The sequence below is a fragment of the Metaclostridioides mangenotii genome (genome assembly GCF_017873185.1).
Taxonomy (GTDB): Bacteria; Bacillota; Clostridia; order Peptostreptococcales; family Peptostreptococcaceae; genus Metaclostridioides; species Metaclostridioides mangenotii.
Window position 1 is genome coordinate 239,751 of record NZ_JAGGJX010000001.1, and the last position, 21,619, is coordinate 261,369.

Consider the following 21,619-nt stretch of genomic DNA (forward strand, 5'->3'; position numbering starts at 1 on the left):
TATTATGCAAATACCTGATTTTTTTATATAAATTTTTAATTATCGATAGTTTTATAGAAAATAACTTCATATATTGCTATAATCTTAATATACATTTATTAGAAATTATTTTGGGGAGGGGAAGCTTTTGTACTTAATAGATAAAAAGTATCAACTATTAGAATCAAATGATTTTATTGAAGATAATAAGTTGTGTAAAGCTAAAGATATAAGAAATGACAGAGATGTTCTTATAAAGCTTATAGAGAAAAGCGATAGTATCTGTGACGAATTTTTAATAAATTTAATAGATGAAGTTACAGTTTTATCAGATTTAAACTCTCCATATATATTGAAAACACTTGATGTAGGAGTTGATAAGCTAGAAGGATCATTATATTTTTATATAGTATGTGAAGACTCTAAAGGCATTGAGTTGAATAAATTACTAGATAGTAAAATTCTTCAGTTAGACTATGTAATAAAGATAGTTATACAGGTTTTAAAAGCCCTTGAATCGGCGCACTCAATACAGGCATATCATGGAAGTTTAAAGCCAAGCAGTATAATTGTAGATAAAGACTACAATGTTAAAGTATGTGACTTTGGTATTACTAGAGCAAACAAGGGGGTTCATACTAGAAGTTCGGATAGTTTAGATTACATGTGTCCTCACCAGCTCTGTGTTGATTACACAGATAAGGACAGTGATTTTTTTAGTCTAGGAGAAATATTTTATGAAGCCCATTTTGGAGAAAAGGTATTTGGATGTGTATCATCTGAAAAAGAGCTTCTCAAAAATATAGATAAGGGAATAAATTGGAATGATAGTAGATATAAGAATGAGAACAAAGATCTTATATATGTAATGAGTAAATTATTAGATAGAGATAAAAGCTATAGTAATTCTCAGGAAGTAATAATAGATCTTAGTAGTATAATGTACGAAAAAGCCTCAGAGGAGGATGAACTGAGAGACGAATTTTATGATGTTATAAAGGAAAAAGAAAAAAGAGAAAAAAATAAGATTTTTAAAAACATAATACTAGCCGTCCTTATAATTTTAATGGTTGTTACAATTGTAATTGTGTATTTTTAAGGTTGACTGTATATGTTAGAATTGTATATAGTAAGTTAAATATTAGTGAGGAGAAGTGTTTTATGAAAAAAAATACTAACTATTTTGAGACCGCAGTTAGACTTCTTGATAAATAAGGAGTCAAGTATCGTACCCTTATTTATTAAGTCGTCAATCCATTATTAGACTTATAAATAAAGGAGAACAAAATGAATAGTTCAACAATAGAAAAATTACTACTAAATGAAGTAAAAGAACAAGTAAAAATGCACTGTGTAAGTTATCTAGGTAGAAATCTAATAGATAATCTTATGCCAAGTGGAGATATAAATATAGTATCGAGAAGATTAAATGAAAACAAAGAAGCTAGAAATGTAGTAGAAAATAGTACACACATACCTTTAGAAGGACTCTTCAATATTATGCCAGTAATCGATAAGGTTGAAAAAGGCATGATACTTGAGCCAATTGAGCTCGTAGATATACAAGACTTTTTAAGAGGTTGCAGAAAGATCAAAAAATTTATGGAAGAAAAGGAGTTTTACTCACCTAGGCTGAGTTCTTATTCTTTAAATATAACTGAATTAAAAAATATCGAAGAGGAAATAAATTACTGTGTAAAAGGAAACAAAGTAGATTCCAATGCAAGCAATGAGCTTAAAAAGATAAGAAGAAATATTGATACAGCAGAAAGTAAGGTAAAAGAGAGATTGAACAAATTTATAACTTCCAGCGTCAATAAAAAATATATACAGGAATTTATAATCAGCAAAAGAAATGATAGATATGTGGTTCCAATAAAGGCTTCACATAAAAATGAAGTAAGAGGAACTGTACTAGATACTTCATCTAAAGGAAATACAGTTTTCATTGAACCAGAGAGTATATCTAAGACTAGTTCAGATTTAATATTGCTACTAGCAGATGAATCTGTAGAAGAGTACAAAGTTTTGTCTTATCTAACAGAGCTGATATTTGAAAACATAAGACAAATCAACTTAAATATTGAAGTAATTTCAGAGTACGACATGGTATTTGCAAAAGCAAAGTACAGTCAGAAGATAAAAGGGGTTACTCCAATTATCAATAATTGTGGAAATATAAATATAAAAAATGGAAAGCACCCTTTATTAGCTGACGGAGCAGTACCATTAAATTTTGTAATAGGCAAGGATTACAGAAGTCTTATAATAACAGGTCCAAATGCTGGAGGTAAGACAGTTACACTTAAAACAGTAGGTATTCTTACAGCTATGGCTGAGTGTGGATTTGATTTACCAGTAGATGAAGGCACAGAAATAAGTATATTTGAAAATATATTTGTCGATATAGGCGACAATCAAAGTATTGAAAATTCACTTAGTACTTTTTCATCACATATAAAAAATATTTCATATATAGTAAGAAAATCTAACAATACAACACTTGTGTTATTAGACGAAATAGGAAGTGGAACAGATCCAAATGAAGGAGCTGGGCTTGCAATTTCTATTCTTGAAGAATTGTATTTAAAGGGATGTATAACAGTAGCATCAACTCACTATGGAGAAATTAAAAAATTTGCAACTTCACATCCTGATTTTGAAAATGCAGGAATGCTATTTGACCCAAATACCCTTGAGCCAATGTATAAGTTGACAATAGGTAAATCTGAGGACAGCAATGCACTTTTTATATCCAAGAAGATGGGAATATCTGATAAGATAATAGAAAGAGCTAAAGGTTATATAAATAGTCGAGAATACAGTACTAAAGTAATAGAAAGAAGTAAAATACTTAAAGAAAAAGAAACTTCAGATTCAGACGACCTAGTAGCTAATACTTTTTTGGATTATGAAAGAGGAGATAGAGTAAAGCTTTTAGACAAAGATGATTTTGGAATAATTTATAACTCAGTAGATAAATTCAACAATGTAGAAGTATTTTACAAAGACCAATTTATAGCAGTAAATATAAAGAGACTAGTGTTGAAATCTAAAGCCGCTGATTTATATCCAGTTGGATATGATTTAGACAGCTTATTTGTAGAATTCAAAGATAGGAAACTGGAGAGAGATATGGAAAGAGGTTCAAAGAAAGCCTTAAAGAAAATACAAAAACAGATAAAGAACAGATAAAATACAAATGATTATAAAATATAATTATAGATAGAAATTTAAAAGAATTTAAATATTAGGTTACTATAGGACTTAGTTCTTTAGTAACCTTTTCAAAATGTTATTCAAATTAACTTCAAATTACCCTTTACATATAAAATCAACATAAAGGTTGTGGTTACAAATATTAAACAAGGTGAAAGCCACTTTTGGGCTAACACCTTGTTTGTTATCCATATACTTTTTCTGTTGAGCATTCTTTCATCACGAAAGGTGATGTAGTAGCGGATAATACTGCACTATAAGAGCATCTAAAACTGATTAAGTCTCCTAATTTGTACTCTGTCATAGGGTTTAAACGACATATCATATGATCGCTACTTCCACCTAAAATTTTGATGTTCGAATCAATTGGATCTAATGCCTCGATTACAACATCTTGACGCCCAATTGCTAGTATTGCGCGATCTATATTTCCATAATCTATATACTCATTTATTCTTCCAAAGGCATCTTTACCCATCTGTCCAATTGGATAGGACGGTTTATGTTTTAATTCAATAATTTCTGCTTTTAAAATAAAAGCATCATCAATAAGCCCAGGAATTTTTTTGTCATTTGTACTATCTTCACCGAATAGAATGGCTTCTCCAATTCTCAAGAAATTAATATCTGCCGCTAATTTACCTTTAAATACTAAATTGCTTGTACACGTTGACCCACCACTTATAATACTAATATCATATTGACATTCTTTTTTTATTTTATTTTTTAATTTTACTAATATGTCTGTATTTTCTTTACTTGGCATAATACTACCGTAACAACCGACATTAGTTCCAATACCAATAAGGTTAACTCCATCTAATTTTATAATCTCTTCAACAGTTTCAATTACATCTTCTATTAAGACTCCTTCTCTTAAATCACCTACATCTACCATTAAAATAATATTGTGAACTTTTCCCTTTAAAATAGCAATTTTAGAGGTCCTTTTTATCATCGATAATTCAGATTGCAGGCTAGTTGAACAATAATCTATCATTGATTCAAGTTCACTTATTTTTGGAATCCTAATAAGAGTGTAATCTAGATAAGGTTTATCCTTTTTAACTTTAATGATATTACTCATTCTACTGTCGCCAAAATACTTGATTCCAACAGTTTCCACTGCACTAATTATGTCTGTATTAGCACAAAATCCTTTTGTTATAAACATGATATTAATATTCTTTTCATCAAATATAGATTTTAATTTAGTTGCGTTAGATTTTATTTTGTCTAGATCAATCTCTAAAATTGGTGTCTCCATAGTATCACCCCTTATATTTATACTTATAGCCATGTGCAAATAAAGATCACTCTATCTTATACTTGTAAAGTAAATACTACCTTGATTTTATGGATCTGTTTTTTCATATTTAAAGCTATAGGATTTGTACCTATAGCTTTAAATATGAAAAAACATTAAGGAAGAAAAGTTTATAAATATTTAATTCAATGTCTATGTTATAACTCCTTCAAAATATATAAAGATAACAATCAGACATCCTACCTGCCTCAATAATAATTTCTTAAAAAACTATATTAAATTTTATAATATTACACATAATAGCTATACAAAACATTTAGGAGGACAGCAATGAAGTGTGCATGGGAATCAAAAGCATATAAAAACAAAAAATGTAATCACCATGCCGCGAATGGTGATTATTGCTTATTTCATAAATCTAATAAAAGCGTTGAAGAAAACAGACTAATGAGATCGAAAATTATAAATGAAAAAATATCAGATTTTAGTGGTTTTGTATTTGAAGAAGATTTTGATGCTAAGTCAGTAATTAATTATGATTATAAATTTCTAGATTTTAGCGAAAGTATATTTAAGAGAAAAGCTAATTTTAGCAATCTTGTATTTAAAAAAAGTATAAAATTTAACTACACAATATTTAAAAATCAAGTTCAATTTAAAAATTCGATTTTTATTGAGAACTGTACACTAAATAAAACTTCTTTTAATAAAAAATTTCTAGATAATAAAGTATTTAAGGGTGCTAAATTTCAAGGTCAGGATTTAGTAATCAAAAATGCAGAAAACTTTCCTAGAATGGATGGAATAGTATTTAATGACTATTCAAAGATCATATTTGATAACATAGACTACGAAAAAAAAGATTATAGGCATGGAAAGTTGAATTACAGAATAGCCAGAAATCAGGCTCTTAAAATAGGTGACTACGAAAGAATAGGACACTATTATTATAATGAAAGATATTATAGCAGTAAATTAATGAAATCAACTGACTATGCAAAGTACAGTGAGTATCTGGGCGAAAAATTTTTTGATACAATAGCAAAATACACTACAGGTTACGGTGAAAAGCCTTGGAACATACTTATAGTGATAGTATTTATAATAAGTCTATTTGCATTTTTTTATTTATTTTTAGGAGTTGAGAACTTAGATCACAAGTTAATAAGTTTAAATTTAAATAAATTAAATACGTACTCTTTAAAAGACATATTTAATAAATATATAGATCTATGGTATTTCAGCATGGTTACATTTTCCACATTAGGGTACGGCGACCTTATAGTAATCACTGGTTTAGGAAAATTTGTAGCGAGTGTAGAAGTTTTACTAGGAATTAGCTGCGGAGCAATCTGGACTTCTCTAATAATAAAAAGAATGCTCAGATAACAAGAAAAAACATATCTATAAAAAATGTATATTGCAGTAACTTATAACATAAAATACTAAAGATTATATTGAGGAGACAAGTATTAATTCCTACCTCAGTTTAGCATTAATTTTTAAGAAGGTGAAAATATTGAAAAAAAGCATTAAGAAAATACTCTCAGTTATAATCTTGATGGCAATTATAACTCCAAATGCAGTATACGCCGATCAAAAAAATATAGACATGTTCTCAAAAGCTTCTATTATAATAGATCAAGACTCGGGAAGGGTACTATACGAAAAAAATGCGGATGAAAAGTTGCCACTTGCAAGTCTTACTAAGATGATGACTTTTTTACTTGCTATTGAAGCAATTGAAAAGGGTGAAGTTAAGAAAGGTGATGTTATAACTATTGATAAGGATGCAGCATCAATTAAAGGGTCGTCTTATAAGCTAAAAGCAGGCGAGAAGATTCCGCTGATTGAGCTTATGAGAGGTCTTATGATAGTTTCGGGTAATGATGCTGCAGCAGCAATAGCAAAACATATATCGAAAACTCAAGGTAACTTTGTAGATAGGATGAATAAAAAAGCAAAGGAACTAGGGATGACTAATACACACTTTTTAAATGTAAATGGTCTTCCGATTTACGATTTGAAAAATCCAAAAGCTCCAGCGAAGGAAAATAAATCTTCTGCTAGAGATATAGCAATACTAGGTAAGTATATGTTTGATAAATATGAAAAACAAGTAACTGCAATAACAGATATGGAAACGTACACATATAAGGAAAGAAATTTTGAAAAGAGCAATACTAATGCACTTCTTAGAATGATTCCTGAGGTTGACGGTATAAAGACTGGTTATACTGGAAATGCTGGATACTGTTTGTCATTTTCAATGCTTGTAAATAAGGATCAAAATAATGATAAAAATCGTAGGGTTATAGGTGTTACTCTTGGAGCTAATCATAAAAATAAGAGAATCTCAGCAGCTACAGCTATGTTGAAGTACGGGAAAGAAAATGTAAAAGTAAAAAAGGTTATTGATAAAAATATTATTGTAGGTAAGAAGTATATTAAAGGTATAAAAGATCTTGAAGTAGTTATGAAGACTAAAAGTGAATTTTACGCAGTGACTAAAGATGATGAGACGTTAAAATCAAGTGTGGAAGTTAAAGAACTAGAATACCCTGTTAAAAAGGGAGACAAGCTAGGGATTGTAAAATATACTAATAGTTCGGGAGAGTTAATCGGAAGTGTGGATATAATAAGTGATAATGATGTAAAAAATATATCATTTATTGATAGAATAAAGATAAAAATGGCGGAATGAAAGTAAATGTATAGAACTAAGAAATATTGGATATAAAAAGAGTAAATATTATTGTATTATAGTCACCTTTATGATATACTACGAGAGGTGAAAAAATAAATTATCACACACAGCATTGGGATCCTTAAAAGGTGCCTATATGGTTTTTTAGGGAGAAGATCAAGCTGGAGGTATAAAACCAGGAGGTAAAAGTATGAGTGTTATTTCAATGAAACAATTATTAGAAGCAGGGGTTCATTTTGGACATCAAACAAGAAGATGGAATCCGAAAATGGCTAAATTTATATTCACAGAGAGAAACGGAATATATATAATAGACCTACAAAAAACAGTTAAGAAAGTAGAAGAAGCGTACAGATTCGTTAAAGACGTTGCTGAAACTGGAAAACCAATCTTATTCGTTGGAACTAAGAAACAAGCTCAAGAAGCTATAAAAGAAGAAGCTGAAAGATGCGGAATGTACTTCGTTAACGAAAGATGGCTAGGTGGAATGCTTACAAACCACAAAACTATAAAAACAAGAATCAATAAATTAAGAGACTTAGAAAAAATGGAAGAAAACGGAACATTTGACGTACTTCCTAAAAAAGAAGTTATAAAATTAAGAGCTGAAAAAGATAAACTAGAAAAATTCTTAGGCGGAATTAAAGATATGCCAGAATTACCAGGTGCTATATTTGTTGTAGACCCAAGAAAAGAAAGTATAGCTATACAAGAAGCTCACAGACTAGGCATACCAGTTGTTGGTATAGTTGATACAAACTGTGATCCTGAGCAATTAGACTACCCAGTTCCAGGTAATGACGATGCTATAAGAGCAGTTAAATTAATAACTGGTGCTATGGCAACAGCTGTTATCGAAGGAAGACAAGTTTCTGAAGAAGAAGTTGCTGAAGAGGAAGCTGCTGAGCAAGAATAATAATTAAAACTAAATGGTAAGGGTCACCCTTACCATTTATAATGTATATTTAAAATAAATAATTCGGATTTACAAAAAGTAGGAGGGAATTTACAAATGGCAAATATTACTGCTCAAATGGTAAAAGAGTTGAGAGAAACTACAGGCGCTGGAATGATGGACTGTAAGAAAGCTTTACAAGAAGCTGATGCTAACATTGAAAAAGCGATAGATATATTAAGAGAAAAAGGATTATCAAAAGCCGCTAAGAAAGCTGATAGAGTAGCTGCTGAAGGTCTTGTGACAATAGAGATAAACGCTGATAATTCAGTTGCTTCTATAGTAGAAGTAAACTCAGAAACTGACTTCGTTGCTAAAAATGAAGATTTCAAAAAATTAGTTAAAGATGCTGCTGAGATGGCATTAGTTACATCTAATACTGAAATAGAAGCATTCTTAAATGAAACTCACGCAGAAGGTATAACTTTAAAGGAAGTTTTAAACAATAGAATAGCAACTATAGGAGAAAAACTAGACATAAGAAGATTTGCAAAAGTAACTACAGATGGTCAAGTTGCTGGATATATCCACGGTGCTGGTAAAATAGGTGTTATAGTTGAATTAGCTACTGATTCTAAGGATGCTAAAGTATTAACATTAGGTAAAGATGTTGCTATGCAAGTTGCTGCTATGAATCCTAAATATGTATCGAGAGAAGAAGTTGATGCTGATTACATAGCTCATGAAACTGAAATATTAACTCAACAAGCTTTAAATGAAGGAAAGCCTGCTAACATAGTTGAGAAGATGGTTAAAGGTAGACTAGAGAAAGAATTAAAAGAAGTTTGTTTATTAGAGCAAACTTTCGTTAAAAATCCAGATTTAACAGTTAAACAATTAGTTGCTGATGTAGCTAAACAAGTTGGATCTGACATAAATGTTGTTAAAGTTGTGAGATTCGAAGTTGGTGAAGGTATAGAAAAGAAAGAAGAAAACTTTGCAGAAGAGGTTGCTAAGCAACTTAAGAATTAACCAAAAAGAGAACACATACGTGTTCTCTTTTTTAAAAAGTGTTATAATTTTAGTAGAATGGTAAGTAGTAAAACAGGAGGTTTTTAATGGATAAACCAGTATATAAAAGAGTACTTTTGAAGCTAAGTGGAGAAGCGCTAGCAGGAGATAAAGGTTTTGGTATAAATAATGATGTAGTAAATGATATAGCTGTTGCTATAAAAAATATCCAAGAAATTGGAGTAGAGGTAGCAGTAGTTGTAGGTGGTGGTAACTTCTGGAGAGGAAGAACTAGCGAAGGAATGGACAGAACAACTGCCGACTATATAGGAATGATGGCTACAGTTATGAACGCTATGGCTTTACAGGATGCTTTAGAAAACATAGAAGTTCCTACAAGAGTACAAACAGCAATAGATATGAGACAGATTGCAGAACCTTACATTAGAAGAAGAGCTGTAAGACATCTAGAAAAAGAAAGAGTTGTAATATTTGGCGCAGGTACAGGAAATCCGTACTTTACTACTGATACTACGGCAGCACTTCGTGCAGCAGAAATGGAAGCTGAAGTGATATTATTGGCTAAAAATGTGGACGCAGTATACGACAAAGATCCTAAAATACATGATGATGCTATTAAATTTACTGAATTAACATATATGGAAGTTATACAAAAAGAGTTAAAAGTTATGGACTCAACTGCTACATCTCTATGTATGGATAACAAAATACCAATAAAGGTATTTAAACTTACAACAGAGAATATTATAAGAGCAGTTAGCGATGAAAATATAGGAACTATTGTAAAATAATATATAGGGAGGATGAATTTTATGAAACTAGAACTACATAAGCAATTAGAGACTAGAATGGAAAACACTATTGAAGCTCTAAAAGTAGAATTTACAACTATAAGAGCTGGAAGAGCAAATGCTCAAATGTTGGATAAAGTGAGAGTAGACTATTACGGAACTCTTACTCCTGTAAATCAGATAGGAGCTATCTCTGTACCTGAGCCAAGAACTTTACTTATAAGCCCTTGGGATAAAACTGCATTGGCAGATATAGAAAAAGCTATAAGAACAGCAGATCTAGGACTTAACCCTACAAACGATGGTGAAGTGATAAGAATATCTGTACCTATGCTTACAGAAGAGAGAAGAAAAGAACTTGCAAAGAGAGCTTCAAAAGTATCTGAAGAGTTTAAAGTAAGAGTAAGAAATGATAGAAGAGACTCAAATGATAAACTTAAAAAGATGGAAAAAGACGGCGAAATAACAGAAGATGAACTAAAAAAATCACAAGATGAAGTACAAAAAATAACTGATAAATATATAAAAAATATAGAAACATTATTAGCAAACAAAGAAAAGGATATAATGGAGGTATAATATTGAATAAATATTATAACCTTCTTGGACTTCATTTAGATGATGTTAAGATGTACTTCGAAGATAGAGATATCAATTACAGAGTAATACCTATAGAAGGCAAGAAGGATAAGGATAAGCTTATTGTTCCTAGAGTAGTAAAGATATCTGAAATTCATGATAGTGTAGAGTTAATAATCACATATTTTTCTGACTCCTTGGTATAGATTAAGGAGCCAGAAATCTATTGGAGGCAGAAATATGAACGAGGATTTTAGCAAAAAAATAGATAAAAACAACATACCAACTCATATAGCTATTATTATGGACGGAAACGGGAGATGGGCAAAATCTAAATTCCTTCCAAGAACTGTAGGACACAAGGCAGGGGTAGAAATAATAAGAGAGGTTGTAAAAGAGTGTTCAAATTTAGGAGTAAAGTATTTGACTTTATACGCATTTTCAACTGAAAATTGGAAGAGACCTAAGTTAGAAGTAGATACTCTTATGGGACTTTTAGTTAAATACTTAAAAAATGAAGCAAAAGAGCTTCATCAAAACAATGTTAAAGTAACTGCAATTGGCTTTACTGATGCTTTACCAGAGCTGTGTAGGGTTGAGCTTGAGAATATTAAAGAGTTGACAGCAAATAATACAGGTGTAAATTTAAATTTAGCGTTAAACTACGGAAGTAGATCTGATATAAAAAATGCGCTTATAGATATTGTAAATGATTCTAAGAGTGGTAAACTAGATATAAGTGACATCGATGATAACACTTTGAAAAATTATTTGAGCACAAAGTCTATTCCAGATCCTGATTTATTAATAAGAACTAGTGGTGAACAGAGATTAAGTAACTTTTTATTGTGGGAAGTGGCTTACTCAGAGTTTTACTTTGCAGATATTCACTGGCCTGATTTCAATAAATTTGAACTTCAAAAGGCGATCTACACTTATCAAAATAGAGATAGGAGATTTGGAGGGCTTAAGTAAGGAGAAGATTTATGCTTAAAAGAACTATTGCTTCATTAATTCTATTACCATTGTTCATTTTTGTATTATATGGAGGAACTCCTCTATATATTTTAGAAATGGTAGTAGTGGCAATTGCATTACATGAATTTTACAAAGCTTTTAGAGCAAAGAATATGAATCCTATATTTATATTAGGTTATATATTTTCTGTTTATTTAGCTGCAAAAAATATTTTTGGCTTGCCGATTTGGTATACTTATGCGATTATTTTTATACTTTTCTTAATAGGAATAGTGCATATTTTAAGCGGAAAATACGATGTTATGGATTTTTCTGTGACATTTTTAGGAATATTTTATATTGGACTGTTATTTGATTTTATAATTATTACAATGGATAATTTTGCAAAAGGTAGTATTTACGTCTGGATTATATTTGTAATAGCTTTTGCGACAGATACTTTTGCTTATTTTATAGGAAGTATGATTGGAAAACACAAGTTGATTCCATCTATAAGCCCTAAAAAGACTATTGAGGGTTGTGTAGGAGGAATACTAGGAAGTGCATTTTCTTGTGTTGTATTCGGCTATATTTTTGGACTTAATATGACTTTGATGTTCTTTTTAGGATGTGTTGGTAGTGTTATAGCTCAGTTGGGTGATCTATTTGCATCATCGATAAAAAGATTTGCTGGAATAAAAGATTATGGAAAAATAATACCTGGACACGGCGGTATTTTAGATAGATTCGATAGTGTGCTTTTGGTTGCGCCATTCGTATACAATGCAATAAAGTTTTTCACAAATTAGCTCCAGTTTACGCTGGGGCATTTATTTTATCTAACTGTTTGGTTTAAAAGTTTAAATGAATATTAAGAATTAGTAAATATAAGTGAAGTTTTCGTGAATAATGTTAAAAATAGGGGTATAAATGGTATAATAATTATTAATTGAAATTTAATGTAGAAAGGATTACTTTTATGAAGAAAATATCAATCTTGGGTTCAACAGGTTCTATCGGAAAACAAACCTTAGATGTGGTTAGAGAAAACAGTGATAAGTTTGAGGTAGTTGCTATTTCTGCAAATAGTAGCGTAGATTTATTGTTAGAGCAAATAGTAGAGTTCAAACCTAAATACGTTGCAGTCTATCAAGAAGAAAGTTATAAAAAATTAAAATACAGCATTCCGTCTGGGATAGAAATAGAAGTTTTGTGTGGAATGGAAGGCCTTAAAGCAATATCTACTTTGGATGAAATAGACATACTTTTAACTGCTGTAGTAGGCATAATTGGCCTTGTGCCGACAGTTGCAGCAATAGAAAAGGGAATAGATATAGCCCTTGCAAATAAAGAGACACTAGTAACTGCTGGAAAATTAGTTATGGATTTAGCTCAAAAAAATGGAGTGAAAATACTCCCTGTAGATAGTGAGCACAGTGCTATATTCCAATCCCTTCAAGGAGAGAATTCGAAAAATATAGACAAGGTAATTTTGACTGCTTCTGGAGGTCCTTTTAGAGGAAAGAAGAGAGAAGATTTAATAAATATAACTAAAAATGAGGCTTTAAAACATCCAAACTGGAGTATGGGTAGAAAGATAAGTGTAGATTCATCTACGCTAATGAATAAAGGGTTGGAAGTTATTGAAGCTAAATGGCTATTTGATGTAGATTACAATAAAATAGATGTAGTTGTTCATCCACAGAGCATTATACATTCTATGGTACAATTTGATGACAGCTCGGTGATTGCACAGCTCGGCTGTCCAGATATGAAGTTGCCTATACAATATGCTCTAGGATATCCAGATAGAATTTCAAATAGCTACGAAAGAGTTGATTTTGCGAAAATAGCGACATTGACATTTGAAAATCCTGATCTGGATACTTTTCCATGCTTAAATCTAGCGTATAAATGTCTTGAGCTTGGAGGAACTTATTCAGCGGCTTTAAATTCAGCTAATGAAATTTTAGTAAATGAATTTTTAGAGGATAAAATAGGCTTCTACGACATACCATATTTTATAGAGAAAGTTTTGGAATCTCACAAAAGCATAGAAAATGCAACTCTAGAAGATATACTTGAGATTGATAGATGGAGTAGAGATTTCGTAAAAAAAAGAATTAGAGGATAGGAGAGAAATTTATGACTATAATAGTTGCGCTTATACTGTTTAGTATAATTATTTTTATTCATGAGCTAGGTCACTTTTTGTTTGCAAAACTGAGTGGAGTAAAGGTTCATGAATTTGCTATCGGTATGGGACCTAAAGTTTTTAGTATAAAAAGAGGAACAGAGTATTCGATAAGACTACTGCCACTTGGCGGTTTTGTAAGTATGGAAGGTGAAGATGAGAGTTCCAATGATCCAGACTCTTTCGGAAATAAAAGTCTTCCTGCTAGACTTAGTACGATATTAGCTGGTCCAATATTTAACTTGATACTTGCAGTAATTGTACTGATTCCCGTATTTATGTCTTTAGGTGTTCCATCTAAAGAGGCTATAGTTGGAGAACTTACAAAATCTGGACCTGCACAAATGGTAGGTATAGAAACTGGAGATAAGATACTTAAAATTAATGGAAAAAACGTAACTTCTTGGGAGCAAACTGTAAAGACAGTACATGGTTCTGGAGGTAAAGATTTAAATGTAGAATTAGAGAGAAATGGGAAGACAAAAGAAGTAACAGTCACTCCTGAAAAGAAACAAGGAACTTACTTAATAGGTATGTCTCCTAAAATGGAAAAGAGTATATTTGGATCGATAACTTATTCTTTTGAAACAACTGTAAGCATGACTAAACAAATGTTTGCTTTCTTAGGTCAAATGATTACGGGAACAGTTCCTGGAGGATTTTCGAATTCAGTAGCTGGACCGGTTGGAGTAATAGGGATGGTATCTGATGCAGCTAAGACAGGTGTGATTAATTTACTATACTTAGGATCTGTAATCAGTTTAAACCTTGGAATACTAAACTTACTTCCAATTCCAGCACTTGATGGATGGAGAATACTTATGCTTATAATAGAAGGTATTAGAGGCGGTAAAAAATTTGATCCAAATAAAGAAGGATTTGTAAATCTTGTAGGTTTTGGAGCGCTTATGCTGTTTATGATTTTTATTACTTACAAAGATGTTTTAAGATTATTTCAATAAAAATAAGTATTAATAAAAAACTTATCGATTGTCTGTTCACATCAGTTTTAATTTGCAAAATAAAGATTGTGGCAGAACTCTAATCGATAAGTTTTGTTGGTTAAATGCAAATACATATGTATAAATATAAAATTAATACAAAAATAGATAAAAAAGCAAAAACTACATGCTTAAAATTAAAGGTGGTAAATATGAGTTATAGTAGAAAAAAAACTAGAGAAGTAAGTGTTGGAAATGTAAAAATAGGTGGAGATAATCCTATTTCGGTACAATCTATGACTAATACAGATACTAGAGATGCAAAAGCTACTATTGAGCAAATTAAAAGACTTGAAGAAGCTGGTTGCGATCTAGTAAGAGTTGCAGTTCCGGATATGGTAGCAGCAAAAGCTATTGGGGAAATAAAGAGCAAAGTCTCAATTCCAGTAATAGCAGATATTCATTTTGACTATAAATTAGCACTTGAGGCAATAGATCAAGGCGTAGATGGCGTAAGAATCAATCCTGGAAATATAGGTGATGTTTCTAGAGTTAAAATGGTAGTTGATAAATGCAAGGAAAAGAATATTAAGATAAGAATAGGTGTAAATGGAGGATCTTTAGAAAAAGAACTTCTTGAAAAATATGGATCTGCAACTTCTGAAGCTTTAGTTGAGAGCGCAATGAGTCATATTAAGATTTTAGAGGACTTAGATTTCTATAATACTGTAATATCACTAAAATCTTCAGATATATTTAAAACTATAGATGCGTACAGGTTGATATCAGAAAAAGTAGATTATCCTCTTCATGTAGGTATAACAGAATCTGGAAGCATAAAAAAAGGGACTATAAAGTCATCGATAGGCGTTGGGGCATTACTTGTCGAAGGAATAGGCGATACAATAAGAATTTCGCTTACAGGAGATCCTGTTGAAGAAGTTAATGTTGGAAAAGAAATACTTAGAAGCCTAGGACTTTTAAATGACAAGATTAAAGTTGTATCTTGCCCAACTTGCGGTAGATGCAATATAGATCTAATAAGCGTTGTAAATGATGTAGAGAAGAAGATTGCTGATTTGGATAAGGATATTACAGTAGCTATTATGGGATGTGCTGTAAATGGACCTGGTGAAGCCAGAGAAGCTGATGTTGGCATAGCTGGTGGAAAAGGTGAAGGACTTTTATTTAAAAAGGGTGAGATTGTTAGAAAGATAAAAGACAGTGATTTGGTAGAAGAACTTCTAGATGAAATAGATAGGTTGTAGAATTAGCAAGAGTTATAGATGTTGTGGTAGGAAAATAAACATGATAAATAATGCAAAATAAATAAGACATACAGCACCACAGATTGGGAAAAAGTCTGTAATTGTGCTGTATGTCTTATTTATTTTTACTTTGCATCGTTTATCAAGTTTATTCAAATGGGATATGATCTAATGATTAAAATCATTGCTATTTATTAAAATCTACTGAATTAAAATATAATAATAATAAATCCACCATTTGCCCGTAATTTTGTACTCCGCTCTTTATTCCGTTAGATTTTAAGTAGGTGTTGTTAAATTCATTAGAAATTTCGTCTATTTTTCCTTCGTATTTTGACCAAAACTCGCTGTTGTAGTTTAAGTCTCTTTTTACATCTTCGGATAGTTTTGATGATATCCTGATGTATTCCTCGTAATCGACTTTTCTAAGGGCTGATCCTGTGTACATTAATGCTAATGTGTATCCTGAGTATTTAAAATCATTGTCAGGATGATTTACTGATGTCAAATAAGCTATGAAGTTGGCTTCGTCTTCGCTGGCAAATCCCCTTTGATGAGCCATTTCGTGTGATACTGTAGCGGGTAGTGAGAAATCTGGCACTGCTATGTTTACATTTGCTTCTGCTGTAAATGGAAAATATATTCCAGTTATTCCTGTGTAACACATAAGTTTTGAGGAGATTACTGGTTTTGCTTTTGCGTAGTTTCCTTCAAATCCAGGTATTATGCCTACTATATTTTGGTATCCTAAATTTGCTCTATTTATAACGCCTCTGTAGCCGGAGTTGTTTTTCATAATGCTTTTATTATCTTGCTTTGTTAGTTTTCTTGTTTCGTTAGATTTTTCTACTAAGAAGTTGTATAAACTTATAAGATCTTTGTTGTTTTTATTATCTTTTGTGTCTTTGCCATTTTTGAATTGTAAATTTTGTAGCAAGCTCGTCTCTAATGGAACTCTGTTGTAGTTTATACCCCAAAGGACTATAAAGAAAAAATATACTGTAGATGCAATACAAAGAATGTTTATTATAGAGTGCTTTATAAAGTGAGAAAATATTTGTTTACCTTTGGTAAGTTTATATATAAATGTGATTATCCAAGCGATTATTGATATTGCAATAATGTACATAGTTAGTTCGTAAAGTGAAAATGGAATTATTCCTGTTATGGAGCTCAAAAGTTTTACTATGTATTTGTCTAAACATAATGAATAGTATTTTTCTACAAATTCAGGGTTTTTGGATGCAATAAAATTTATAATTAAAGCAATGGGTAAAAGAATTATAAGTATTATTTTTAAGTGAGTTTTTTTAATATTTTTCATAATCCACCTCCGTTTTAAATATAATGTTATTTTATTATATCAATTATTTATTAAATTTAAAAATATTTTTAACTACTTCACATTTACGATGTATTTGTAAATAGATATCTATATTTATAAAATTACAGAAATAAGATATATAAGATTTGTACAGGAGGTTTTGATATGGATGTAGAAATGTTGTATGATAATAGAGAGCTTATTAAAGACTCTTCTGAAAAAGTTTCAGAGTAAAGTTTTAAAGCTATAGAGAGTGGAGCTTTAGATAAAAAAGTTAAAAAATATGAAAAATATTATAGTTTTTTAGATTTTGTAGTATTATATTTAGTAATATTACATATTATTATAGTTGCAAGTTTAATAAATTGGGGGGAGTATTATGGGTATTAATAAGAAAGGAAAGCGACATCTTAAGTTTAATGGTGTTCAATTTTTATGGTTTGTAAGTCCGGATGATGAGTCTGGTTATAGTTGGCTTAATATTGTCTCGGATGAAAAAGATATTTATTTAAAGTATCGTATTAACCAGATTGATGATAACAATAACTTTATACATCCAACAGTTTTTATTGAGAAAAGCGATAAGCTAAAAATAGGGACGTACAGTTTCTTTCCACTTCTTTCTGATGAAATTGTTTCTTCATATGTAGTAAGCCAAATTTTGAAATGGTATTATAATCAGGATTCTAGTATAAAGCCTATTTAATTATCAATATATATGACATAATTTAATGGTTTGTGTGTTTGTATTGTAATAGTAGAGATGCTAGTATATAAAAAGAATATATTTGATGGAGGATTAGATGGAAAATTTAATAATTAAACTTGAAAGAAGTAAATTCAATTTTAAATTCAAGCAGTATGAAGGTCTTTACTTTCATGCAGATATAGATGAGGACTCTGATATCATAAAGTACAAAATTACAGAGGATGCAGAAGGTTCGGGCTTAAAGGAATTTGGAAACACTCATATTAAGGACAATCTTTTGTATATACCTCAAGTTGAAGCATATATAGATTTAAATAGTGTAAAATAAATATCACAACGCAATTTTTAATAGGGATAAAATCCCGACTAAAAGTTGCGTTGTGATTTTAGTTTTAAACAATACTATATTTACATAAACATTACTATATCTACATAAACATTCTAATTACGAATAAAATTATCACGAATATTAACGCTACTTTAAACGCAACACCTGCAACTGCTCTGATAATTTTATATGAAATTCCTACTGCAACTATTGTTAACGCTATTTTAAAAAGCAAGTCTAAATCCATGTTCGCTCCTCCTATTTTATGTACACAATAATATTATTGTAAATATGTATTAAAAAAATACAAACTGCATAGAATTCTAAAAACTAATATTATTGTACAATTTATTTGAATAAACTATTGTACAACACATTAAAGAATAAATCAACCTAACAAGAACATGTTTATTATTGGGATAGTAAGCACTGAGAATAATGTGCTTAAAAATACACTTTGTGAAGCTAATGTAGTGTTTGATCCGTATTGGTTGGCCATTAATAGCGGCGTTTGCTGCTGCAGGCATTGATGTCATTACGACGGGTATAGCAGCTATCATGCTATCTCCAACTCGATTATTTAGTAACAAATATACCACTAATGGAATCAAGACAAGTCTAAGAAATGTTACAAAGTATAATTTCTTGTTGTAAAAACATTCTTTAGCGGAAGAGTTTGCAAGCATACTTCCAATTACTAACATTGAAATAGGGGTAGTAACCCCACCCAATAAACTTATAGAGTTATTTAAGAATGCTGGAAGTCTAATACCTGTTACAAAGAGTATAAGTCCGAATACAATAGCTATAGTAGCTGGGCTTATTATAGATTTTGCAGAAAATTTGTAGTCGCTGTTGCCTTTAGAAAGTAGATATATTCCTATAGTAAAGGTAAATAAATTAAATGGAAGGTTATATATTGCTGTATAAAAAATTGCTTCCTTACCTAAAACAGCTTCTACGACAGGGTATCCCATAAAAGCTACATTTGAAAAAATTAATACATATTGATATATTCCTAAATCGCTGTCATTTTTAAATATAAATTTAAGTAAAAATGCCATTGCAAAAGAAATTCCATATGCCACCATCGATACTAATATTAATAGTAATATTTTATTTACCATAGAACTATCAAAATCGATTTGCATTGAGCTTATAATCATTGATGGTAAAAATACCGTCATAGCGAGATTAGAAATTTTAGATGTTGTATCCTCATCAAGTAAGTTTAACTTTCTAATCAAATAACCAACCAAGATTAATATAAATAATACCGCAACCTGAGTAAAAATATTGCCAAAGCTCATAGTTTCACCTCCTAGATTAATATTTAATGTCAAATTATATTATATATTAAATAAAAATTTAAATCCAGTAGACATAAAGTGATAAATTGATGTTAAAATAGAGTTATTAATTAAAAAATAATTCAATAAATAACAATACTATACTAAATATTGTTGTATAATAATATCTAGTAGAAAATATCGTAAAATAGGTAGGTAATTATAGATGAAAAATACAAAATTTTCGATAAAAAAAATAAAAGATTTGCCAAGTGATCCTAAAGTAATTCACACAAAAGGTGCACTTCTTGAAAAAATGGGAAAATTAGACAGCGCTATTGATACATATAAAGTTGCTGCTTCAGATAATTATGTTAAATCGCAATTTAGATTAGGTATGTTAGCTATTGACAAAAATAACTACAAGGAAGCAGAAGAGTGGCTTTCATTAGCTTGGAAAAATGGAAGTGAACAGGCTGCATTTGAGCTAGGGAACATGTACTACAAGCTTGATGGTTATGAATACTGCCTGTATTGGTATGAAAAAATAGCGAGTCAAGGAAATATTCAGGCTCAAAATAATCTAGGAGTAACTCATTTTAAAATGTCTGATTATGAAAGAGCTGAGAAGTGGCTTAATATGGCTTCTGAGAATAATTCAGGAAAGGCTTGTTACAACTTAGGTATTCTTTATAGCTTCATAGAAAGAGAAGATAAAGCCTATGAGGCCTATAAAAAAGGCTCTGTTTTATTGGACGATGATTCTAAGTATAATCTTTCAGTACTTATGTGTGAGAAAAAAGACAGCAAGGGAGCCGTTGGGCTATATAAGCAACTTCATAGATCTGGATATGTAAAAGGAAGTTTTAATTTAGGGATGATCATGGAAATTAATGATAACCTAGAAGACGCAGAGAAATATTACAAAAAAAGTGCAGATAAGGGAGATGTTAAATCTCAGTACAGACTTGCATATATATACGACAGAAAAGATAATATAGTGGATGCTATCGAGTACTATGAAAAGGCCATTGAAGAAAACCATGTATTGTCTAAATATAGATTGGCCAATTTATACAACAGAGAAAATAATATTGAAAAAGCAAAAGAATACTATAAGATGGCAGCTGATGAAAATATAACTGAGGCTAAAAACAATTTGGCAGGAATCTATTTTGAAGAAAAAGACTTTGAAAGTGCAATAGAGTACTATGAAGATGCAATATCAGTTGGATGTAAGAGTTCACTTGAGAATCTTGGGGATTTATATTACCAAAATGGAGACTATGAACTAGCTATTTCATATTACTTAAGACTTCCAGGTTCAGTGTCATGTCAAATAAAGCTTGGAAATATATATGAAGATATAGACAATATTGAGGAAGCAACTAGCTGGTATAAAAAGGCTTCAGAAAATGGAGATATTCAGTCTAGTTACAGGCTTGCATGTATATATGAAAATTTAGGAAATCCTAAGGGCGCTAAAAAATACTTTGAAATAGCAGCCAATAAAAATCATATAAATGCTAGAATACATTTAGGAAGAATTTATTTTGCAGAAGAAAATTATGAAGAAGCTAAGATAATGTTTGACACTCCAGCTAATGAAGACAATGTCTATTCTCAACATATGGTTGGGAGAATCAACGATATCTACTACAAGGACTATGCAAATGCGAAATATTGGTATGAGAAAGCTAGAGCTAATGACTGTATTGATTCAATATACAATTTAGGTCAGCTAAGTGTAAAACTAAACGAGTATTCAGAAGCTGAGAAGTACTTTAAAGAGGGAGCAGAACTTTTCAGTAAGAAATGTGAATACATGTTAGCTAGTTTATACTACAAAAAAAGCTTAGACATATATAAGAAATTGGCAGAGGAAAACTATGAAAACTGCAGTGAAATACTTGGAAGTATGCCAAAACTAGATATAGATATCGATGATGTTCTGACGCCAGAATTCTCTTTACAAGCAGAAGTAATCGATGATGAAGAATACGTTCCTATCTATATTCTAGATATAAAAGAAAGTTTGGACTTTATGCTTGAAGGATTACAAACTGAGATGATAATTGAAGAAGAAGTAACAGAATAATATATAGAAATAATAGTTATAAAAATATATAGACAAAGCCTT

Annotated in this window: 21 protein-coding genes; 17 read left to right on the top strand and 4 right to left on the bottom strand. The window is 30.6% G+C overall.

What is annotated here, in order from left to right; all coding sequences use genetic code 11:
• Window positions 1–127: 127 nt before the first annotated feature.
• Entirely contained in the window at window positions 128–1,078 is a 951-nt protein-coding gene (locus J2Z43_RS01225; protein WP_209455489.1) for a protein kinase domain-containing protein, read from the top strand.
• A 188-nt stretch (window positions 1,079–1,266) separates the two neighbouring features.
• Complete coding sequence (locus tag J2Z43_RS01230) at window positions 1,267–3,174, top strand: endonuclease MutS2 (RefSeq protein ID WP_209455490.1); 1,908 nt, start codon at window positions 1,267–1,269, stop codon at window positions 3,172–3,174.
• Window positions 3,175–3,382: 208 nt separating this feature from the next.
• Here the strand turns inward: J2Z43_RS01230 and J2Z43_RS01235 are convergent, their stop codons facing one another.
• A complete protein-coding gene (locus tag J2Z43_RS01235) occupies window positions 3,383–4,465 on the bottom strand; it encodes an alanine/ornithine racemase family PLP-dependent enzyme (protein ID WP_209455491.1) in 1,083 nt (360 codons plus the stop codon).
• A gap of 330 nt (window positions 4,466–4,795) precedes the next feature.
• Between J2Z43_RS01235 and J2Z43_RS01240 the strand changes: the two genes are divergently transcribed.
• The 12 genes from J2Z43_RS01240 to ispG all read left to right on the top strand — a co-directional run bounded on the left by J2Z43_RS01240 (window position 4,796) and on the right by ispG (window position 15,829).
• Window positions 4,796–5,854 carry a potassium channel family protein gene (locus J2Z43_RS01240; protein WP_209455492.1) on the top strand — a complete coding sequence of 353 codons (1,059 nt, stop codon included), beginning with the start codon at window positions 4,796–4,798 and terminating at the stop codon, window positions 5,852–5,854.
• A gap of 130 nt (window positions 5,855–5,984) precedes the next feature.
• Window positions 5,985–7,169, top strand: coding sequence for a D-alanyl-D-alanine carboxypeptidase family protein (locus J2Z43_RS01245; RefSeq protein ID WP_209455493.1), 1,185 nt, complete (start codon window positions 5,985–5,987; stop codon window positions 7,167–7,169).
• 193 nt (window positions 7,170–7,362) lie between these two features.
• Complete coding sequence (rpsB, locus tag J2Z43_RS01250) at window positions 7,363–8,088, top strand: 30S ribosomal protein S2 (protein ID WP_209455494.1); 726 nt, start codon at window positions 7,363–7,365, stop codon at window positions 8,086–8,088.
• A gap of 96 nt (window positions 8,089–8,184) precedes the next feature.
• Window positions 8,185–9,099, top strand: a complete 915-nt coding sequence (gene tsf, locus J2Z43_RS01255; protein WP_209455495.1) for a translation elongation factor Ts — start codon at window positions 8,185–8,187, stop codon at window positions 9,097–9,099.
• A gap of 86 nt (window positions 9,100–9,185) precedes the next feature.
• A complete protein-coding gene (pyrH, locus tag J2Z43_RS01260; RefSeq protein WP_209455496.1) occupies window positions 9,186–9,890 on the top strand; it encodes a UMP kinase in 705 nt (234 codons plus the stop codon).
• 21 nt (window positions 9,891–9,911) lie between these two features.
• Window positions 9,912–10,469, top strand: coding sequence for a ribosome recycling factor (gene frr / locus J2Z43_RS01265; protein ID WP_209455497.1), 558 nt, complete (start codon window positions 9,912–9,914; stop codon window positions 10,467–10,469).
• 2 nt (window positions 10,470–10,471) lie between these two features.
• Window positions 10,472–10,675 (top strand): hypothetical protein, encoded by a 204-nt coding sequence (locus tag J2Z43_RS01270; RefSeq protein WP_209455498.1) that lies wholly within the window; start codon window positions 10,472–10,474, stop codon window positions 10,673–10,675.
• A 34-nt stretch (window positions 10,676–10,709) separates the two neighbouring features.
• Window positions 10,710–11,444 carry an isoprenyl transferase gene (locus J2Z43_RS01275; protein ID WP_209455499.1) on the top strand — a complete coding sequence of 245 codons (735 nt, stop codon included), beginning with the start codon at window positions 10,710–10,712 and terminating at the stop codon, window positions 11,442–11,444.
• 11 nt (window positions 11,445–11,455) lie between these two features.
• On the top strand, window positions 11,456–12,235 hold the full coding sequence (locus J2Z43_RS01280) for a phosphatidate cytidylyltransferase (protein WP_209455500.1): 780 nt from the start codon (window positions 11,456–11,458) through the stop codon (window positions 12,233–12,235).
• 170 nt (window positions 12,236–12,405) lie between these two features.
• A complete protein-coding gene (locus J2Z43_RS01285; protein WP_209455501.1) occupies window positions 12,406–13,560 on the top strand; it encodes a 1-deoxy-D-xylulose-5-phosphate reductoisomerase in 1,155 nt (384 codons plus the stop codon).
• Window positions 13,561–13,571: 11 nt separating this feature from the next.
• Window positions 13,572–14,582 (top strand): RIP metalloprotease RseP, encoded by a 1,011-nt coding sequence (rseP, locus tag J2Z43_RS01290; protein WP_027702206.1) that lies wholly within the window; start codon window positions 13,572–13,574, stop codon window positions 14,580–14,582.
• 191 nt (window positions 14,583–14,773) lie between these two features.
• Window positions 14,774–15,829 carry a flavodoxin-dependent (E)-4-hydroxy-3-methylbut-2-enyl-diphosphate synthase gene (gene ispG, locus J2Z43_RS01295; RefSeq protein ID WP_209455502.1) on the top strand — a complete coding sequence of 352 codons (1,056 nt, stop codon included), beginning with the start codon at window positions 14,774–14,776 and terminating at the stop codon, window positions 15,827–15,829.
• Window positions 15,830–16,016: 187 nt separating this feature from the next.
• Here the strand turns inward: ispG and J2Z43_RS01300 are convergent, their stop codons facing one another.
• Window positions 16,017–17,153 (bottom strand): DUF3810 domain-containing protein, encoded by a 1,137-nt coding sequence (locus J2Z43_RS01300; protein WP_209455503.1) that lies wholly within the window; start codon window positions 17,151–17,153, stop codon window positions 16,017–16,019.
• Window positions 17,154–17,532: 379 nt separating this feature from the next.
• Here J2Z43_RS01300 and J2Z43_RS01305 point away from each other — a divergent pair, with 379 nt between their 5' ends.
• Complete coding sequence (locus tag J2Z43_RS01305; RefSeq protein ID WP_209455504.1) at window positions 17,533–17,859, top strand: hypothetical protein; 327 nt, start codon at window positions 17,533–17,535, stop codon at window positions 17,857–17,859.
• 97 nt (window positions 17,860–17,956) lie between these two features.
• Entirely contained in the window at window positions 17,957–18,190 is a 234-nt protein-coding gene (locus tag J2Z43_RS01310; protein ID WP_027702202.1) for a hypothetical protein, read from the top strand.
• Between the two features lie 100 nt (window positions 18,191–18,290).
• Here the strand turns inward: J2Z43_RS01310 and J2Z43_RS01315 are convergent, their stop codons facing one another.
• Together J2Z43_RS01315 and J2Z43_RS01320 are read right to left on the bottom strand one after the other, a co-directional pair.
• Window positions 18,291–18,437, bottom strand: a complete 147-nt coding sequence (locus J2Z43_RS01315; protein ID WP_185748261.1) for a hypothetical protein — start codon at window positions 18,435–18,437, stop codon at window positions 18,291–18,293.
• Window positions 18,438–18,513: 76 nt separating this feature from the next.
• Window positions 18,514–19,500: an AEC family transporter gene (locus J2Z43_RS01320; protein ID WP_234925922.1), complete on the bottom strand. Its 987-nt coding sequence runs from the start codon at window positions 19,498–19,500 to the stop codon at window positions 18,514–18,516.
• A gap of 205 nt (window positions 19,501–19,705) precedes the next feature.
• Here J2Z43_RS01320 and J2Z43_RS01325 point away from each other — a divergent pair, with 205 nt between their 5' ends.
• Window positions 19,706–21,577, top strand: coding sequence for a tetratricopeptide repeat protein (locus tag J2Z43_RS01325; RefSeq protein WP_209455505.1), 1,872 nt, complete (start codon window positions 19,706–19,708; stop codon window positions 21,575–21,577).
• Window positions 21,578–21,619 lie beyond the last annotated feature (42 nt).

What these genes read in the sequence shown, in the direction of transcription:
- J2Z43_RS01230 (WP_209455490.1), top strand. Translation starts at nt 1,267, where the DNA reads ATGAATAGTTCAACAATAGAAAAATTACTACTAAATGAAGTAAAAGAA.
- J2Z43_RS01235 (WP_209455491.1), bottom strand. Translation starts at nt 4,465, where the DNA reads ATGGAGACACCAATTTTAGAGATTGATCTAGACAAAATAAAATCTAAC.
- J2Z43_RS01240 (WP_209455492.1), top strand. Translation starts at nt 4,796, where the DNA reads ATGAAGTGTGCATGGGAATCAAAAGCATATAAAAACAAAAAATGTAAT.
- rpsB (WP_209455494.1), top strand. Translation starts at nt 7,363, where the DNA reads ATGAGTGTTATTTCAATGAAACAATTATTAGAAGCAGGGGTTCATTTT.
- tsf (WP_209455495.1), top strand. Translation starts at nt 8,185, where the DNA reads ATGGCAAATATTACTGCTCAAATGGTAAAAGAGTTGAGAGAAACTACA.
- pyrH (WP_209455496.1), top strand. Translation starts at nt 9,186, where the DNA reads ATGGATAAACCAGTATATAAAAGAGTACTTTTGAAGCTAAGTGGAGAA.
- frr (WP_209455497.1), top strand. Translation starts at nt 9,912, where the DNA reads ATGAAACTAGAACTACATAAGCAATTAGAGACTAGAATGGAAAACACT.
- J2Z43_RS01275 (WP_209455499.1), top strand. Translation starts at nt 10,710, where the DNA reads ATGAACGAGGATTTTAGCAAAAAAATAGATAAAAACAACATACCAACT.
- J2Z43_RS01280 (WP_209455500.1), top strand. Translation starts at nt 11,456, where the DNA reads ATGCTTAAAAGAACTATTGCTTCATTAATTCTATTACCATTGTTCATT.
- J2Z43_RS01285 (WP_209455501.1), top strand. Translation starts at nt 12,406, where the DNA reads ATGAAGAAAATATCAATCTTGGGTTCAACAGGTTCTATCGGAAAACAA.
- rseP (WP_027702206.1), top strand. Translation starts at nt 13,572, where the DNA reads ATGACTATAATAGTTGCGCTTATACTGTTTAGTATAATTATTTTTATT.
- ispG (WP_209455502.1), top strand. Translation starts at nt 14,774, where the DNA reads ATGAGTTATAGTAGAAAAAAAACTAGAGAAGTAAGTGTTGGAAATGTA.
- J2Z43_RS01300 (WP_209455503.1), bottom strand. Translation starts at nt 17,153, where the DNA reads ATGAAAAATATTAAAAAAACTCACTTAAAAATAATACTTATAATTCTT.
- J2Z43_RS01305 (WP_209455504.1), top strand. Translation starts at nt 17,533, where the DNA reads ATGGGTATTAATAAGAAAGGAAAGCGACATCTTAAGTTTAATGGTGTT.
- J2Z43_RS01310 (WP_027702202.1), top strand. Translation starts at nt 17,957, where the DNA reads ATGGAAAATTTAATAATTAAACTTGAAAGAAGTAAATTCAATTTTAAA.
- J2Z43_RS01315 (WP_185748261.1), bottom strand. Translation starts at nt 18,437, where the DNA reads ATGGATTTAGACTTGCTTTTTAAAATAGCGTTAACAATAGTTGCAGTA.
- J2Z43_RS01320 (WP_234925922.1), bottom strand. Translation starts at nt 19,500, where the DNA reads ATGAGCTTTGGCAATATTTTTACTCAGGTTGCGGTATTATTTATATTA.
- J2Z43_RS01325 (WP_209455505.1), top strand. Translation starts at nt 19,706, where the DNA reads ATGAAAAATACAAAATTTTCGATAAAAAAAATAAAAGATTTGCCAAGT.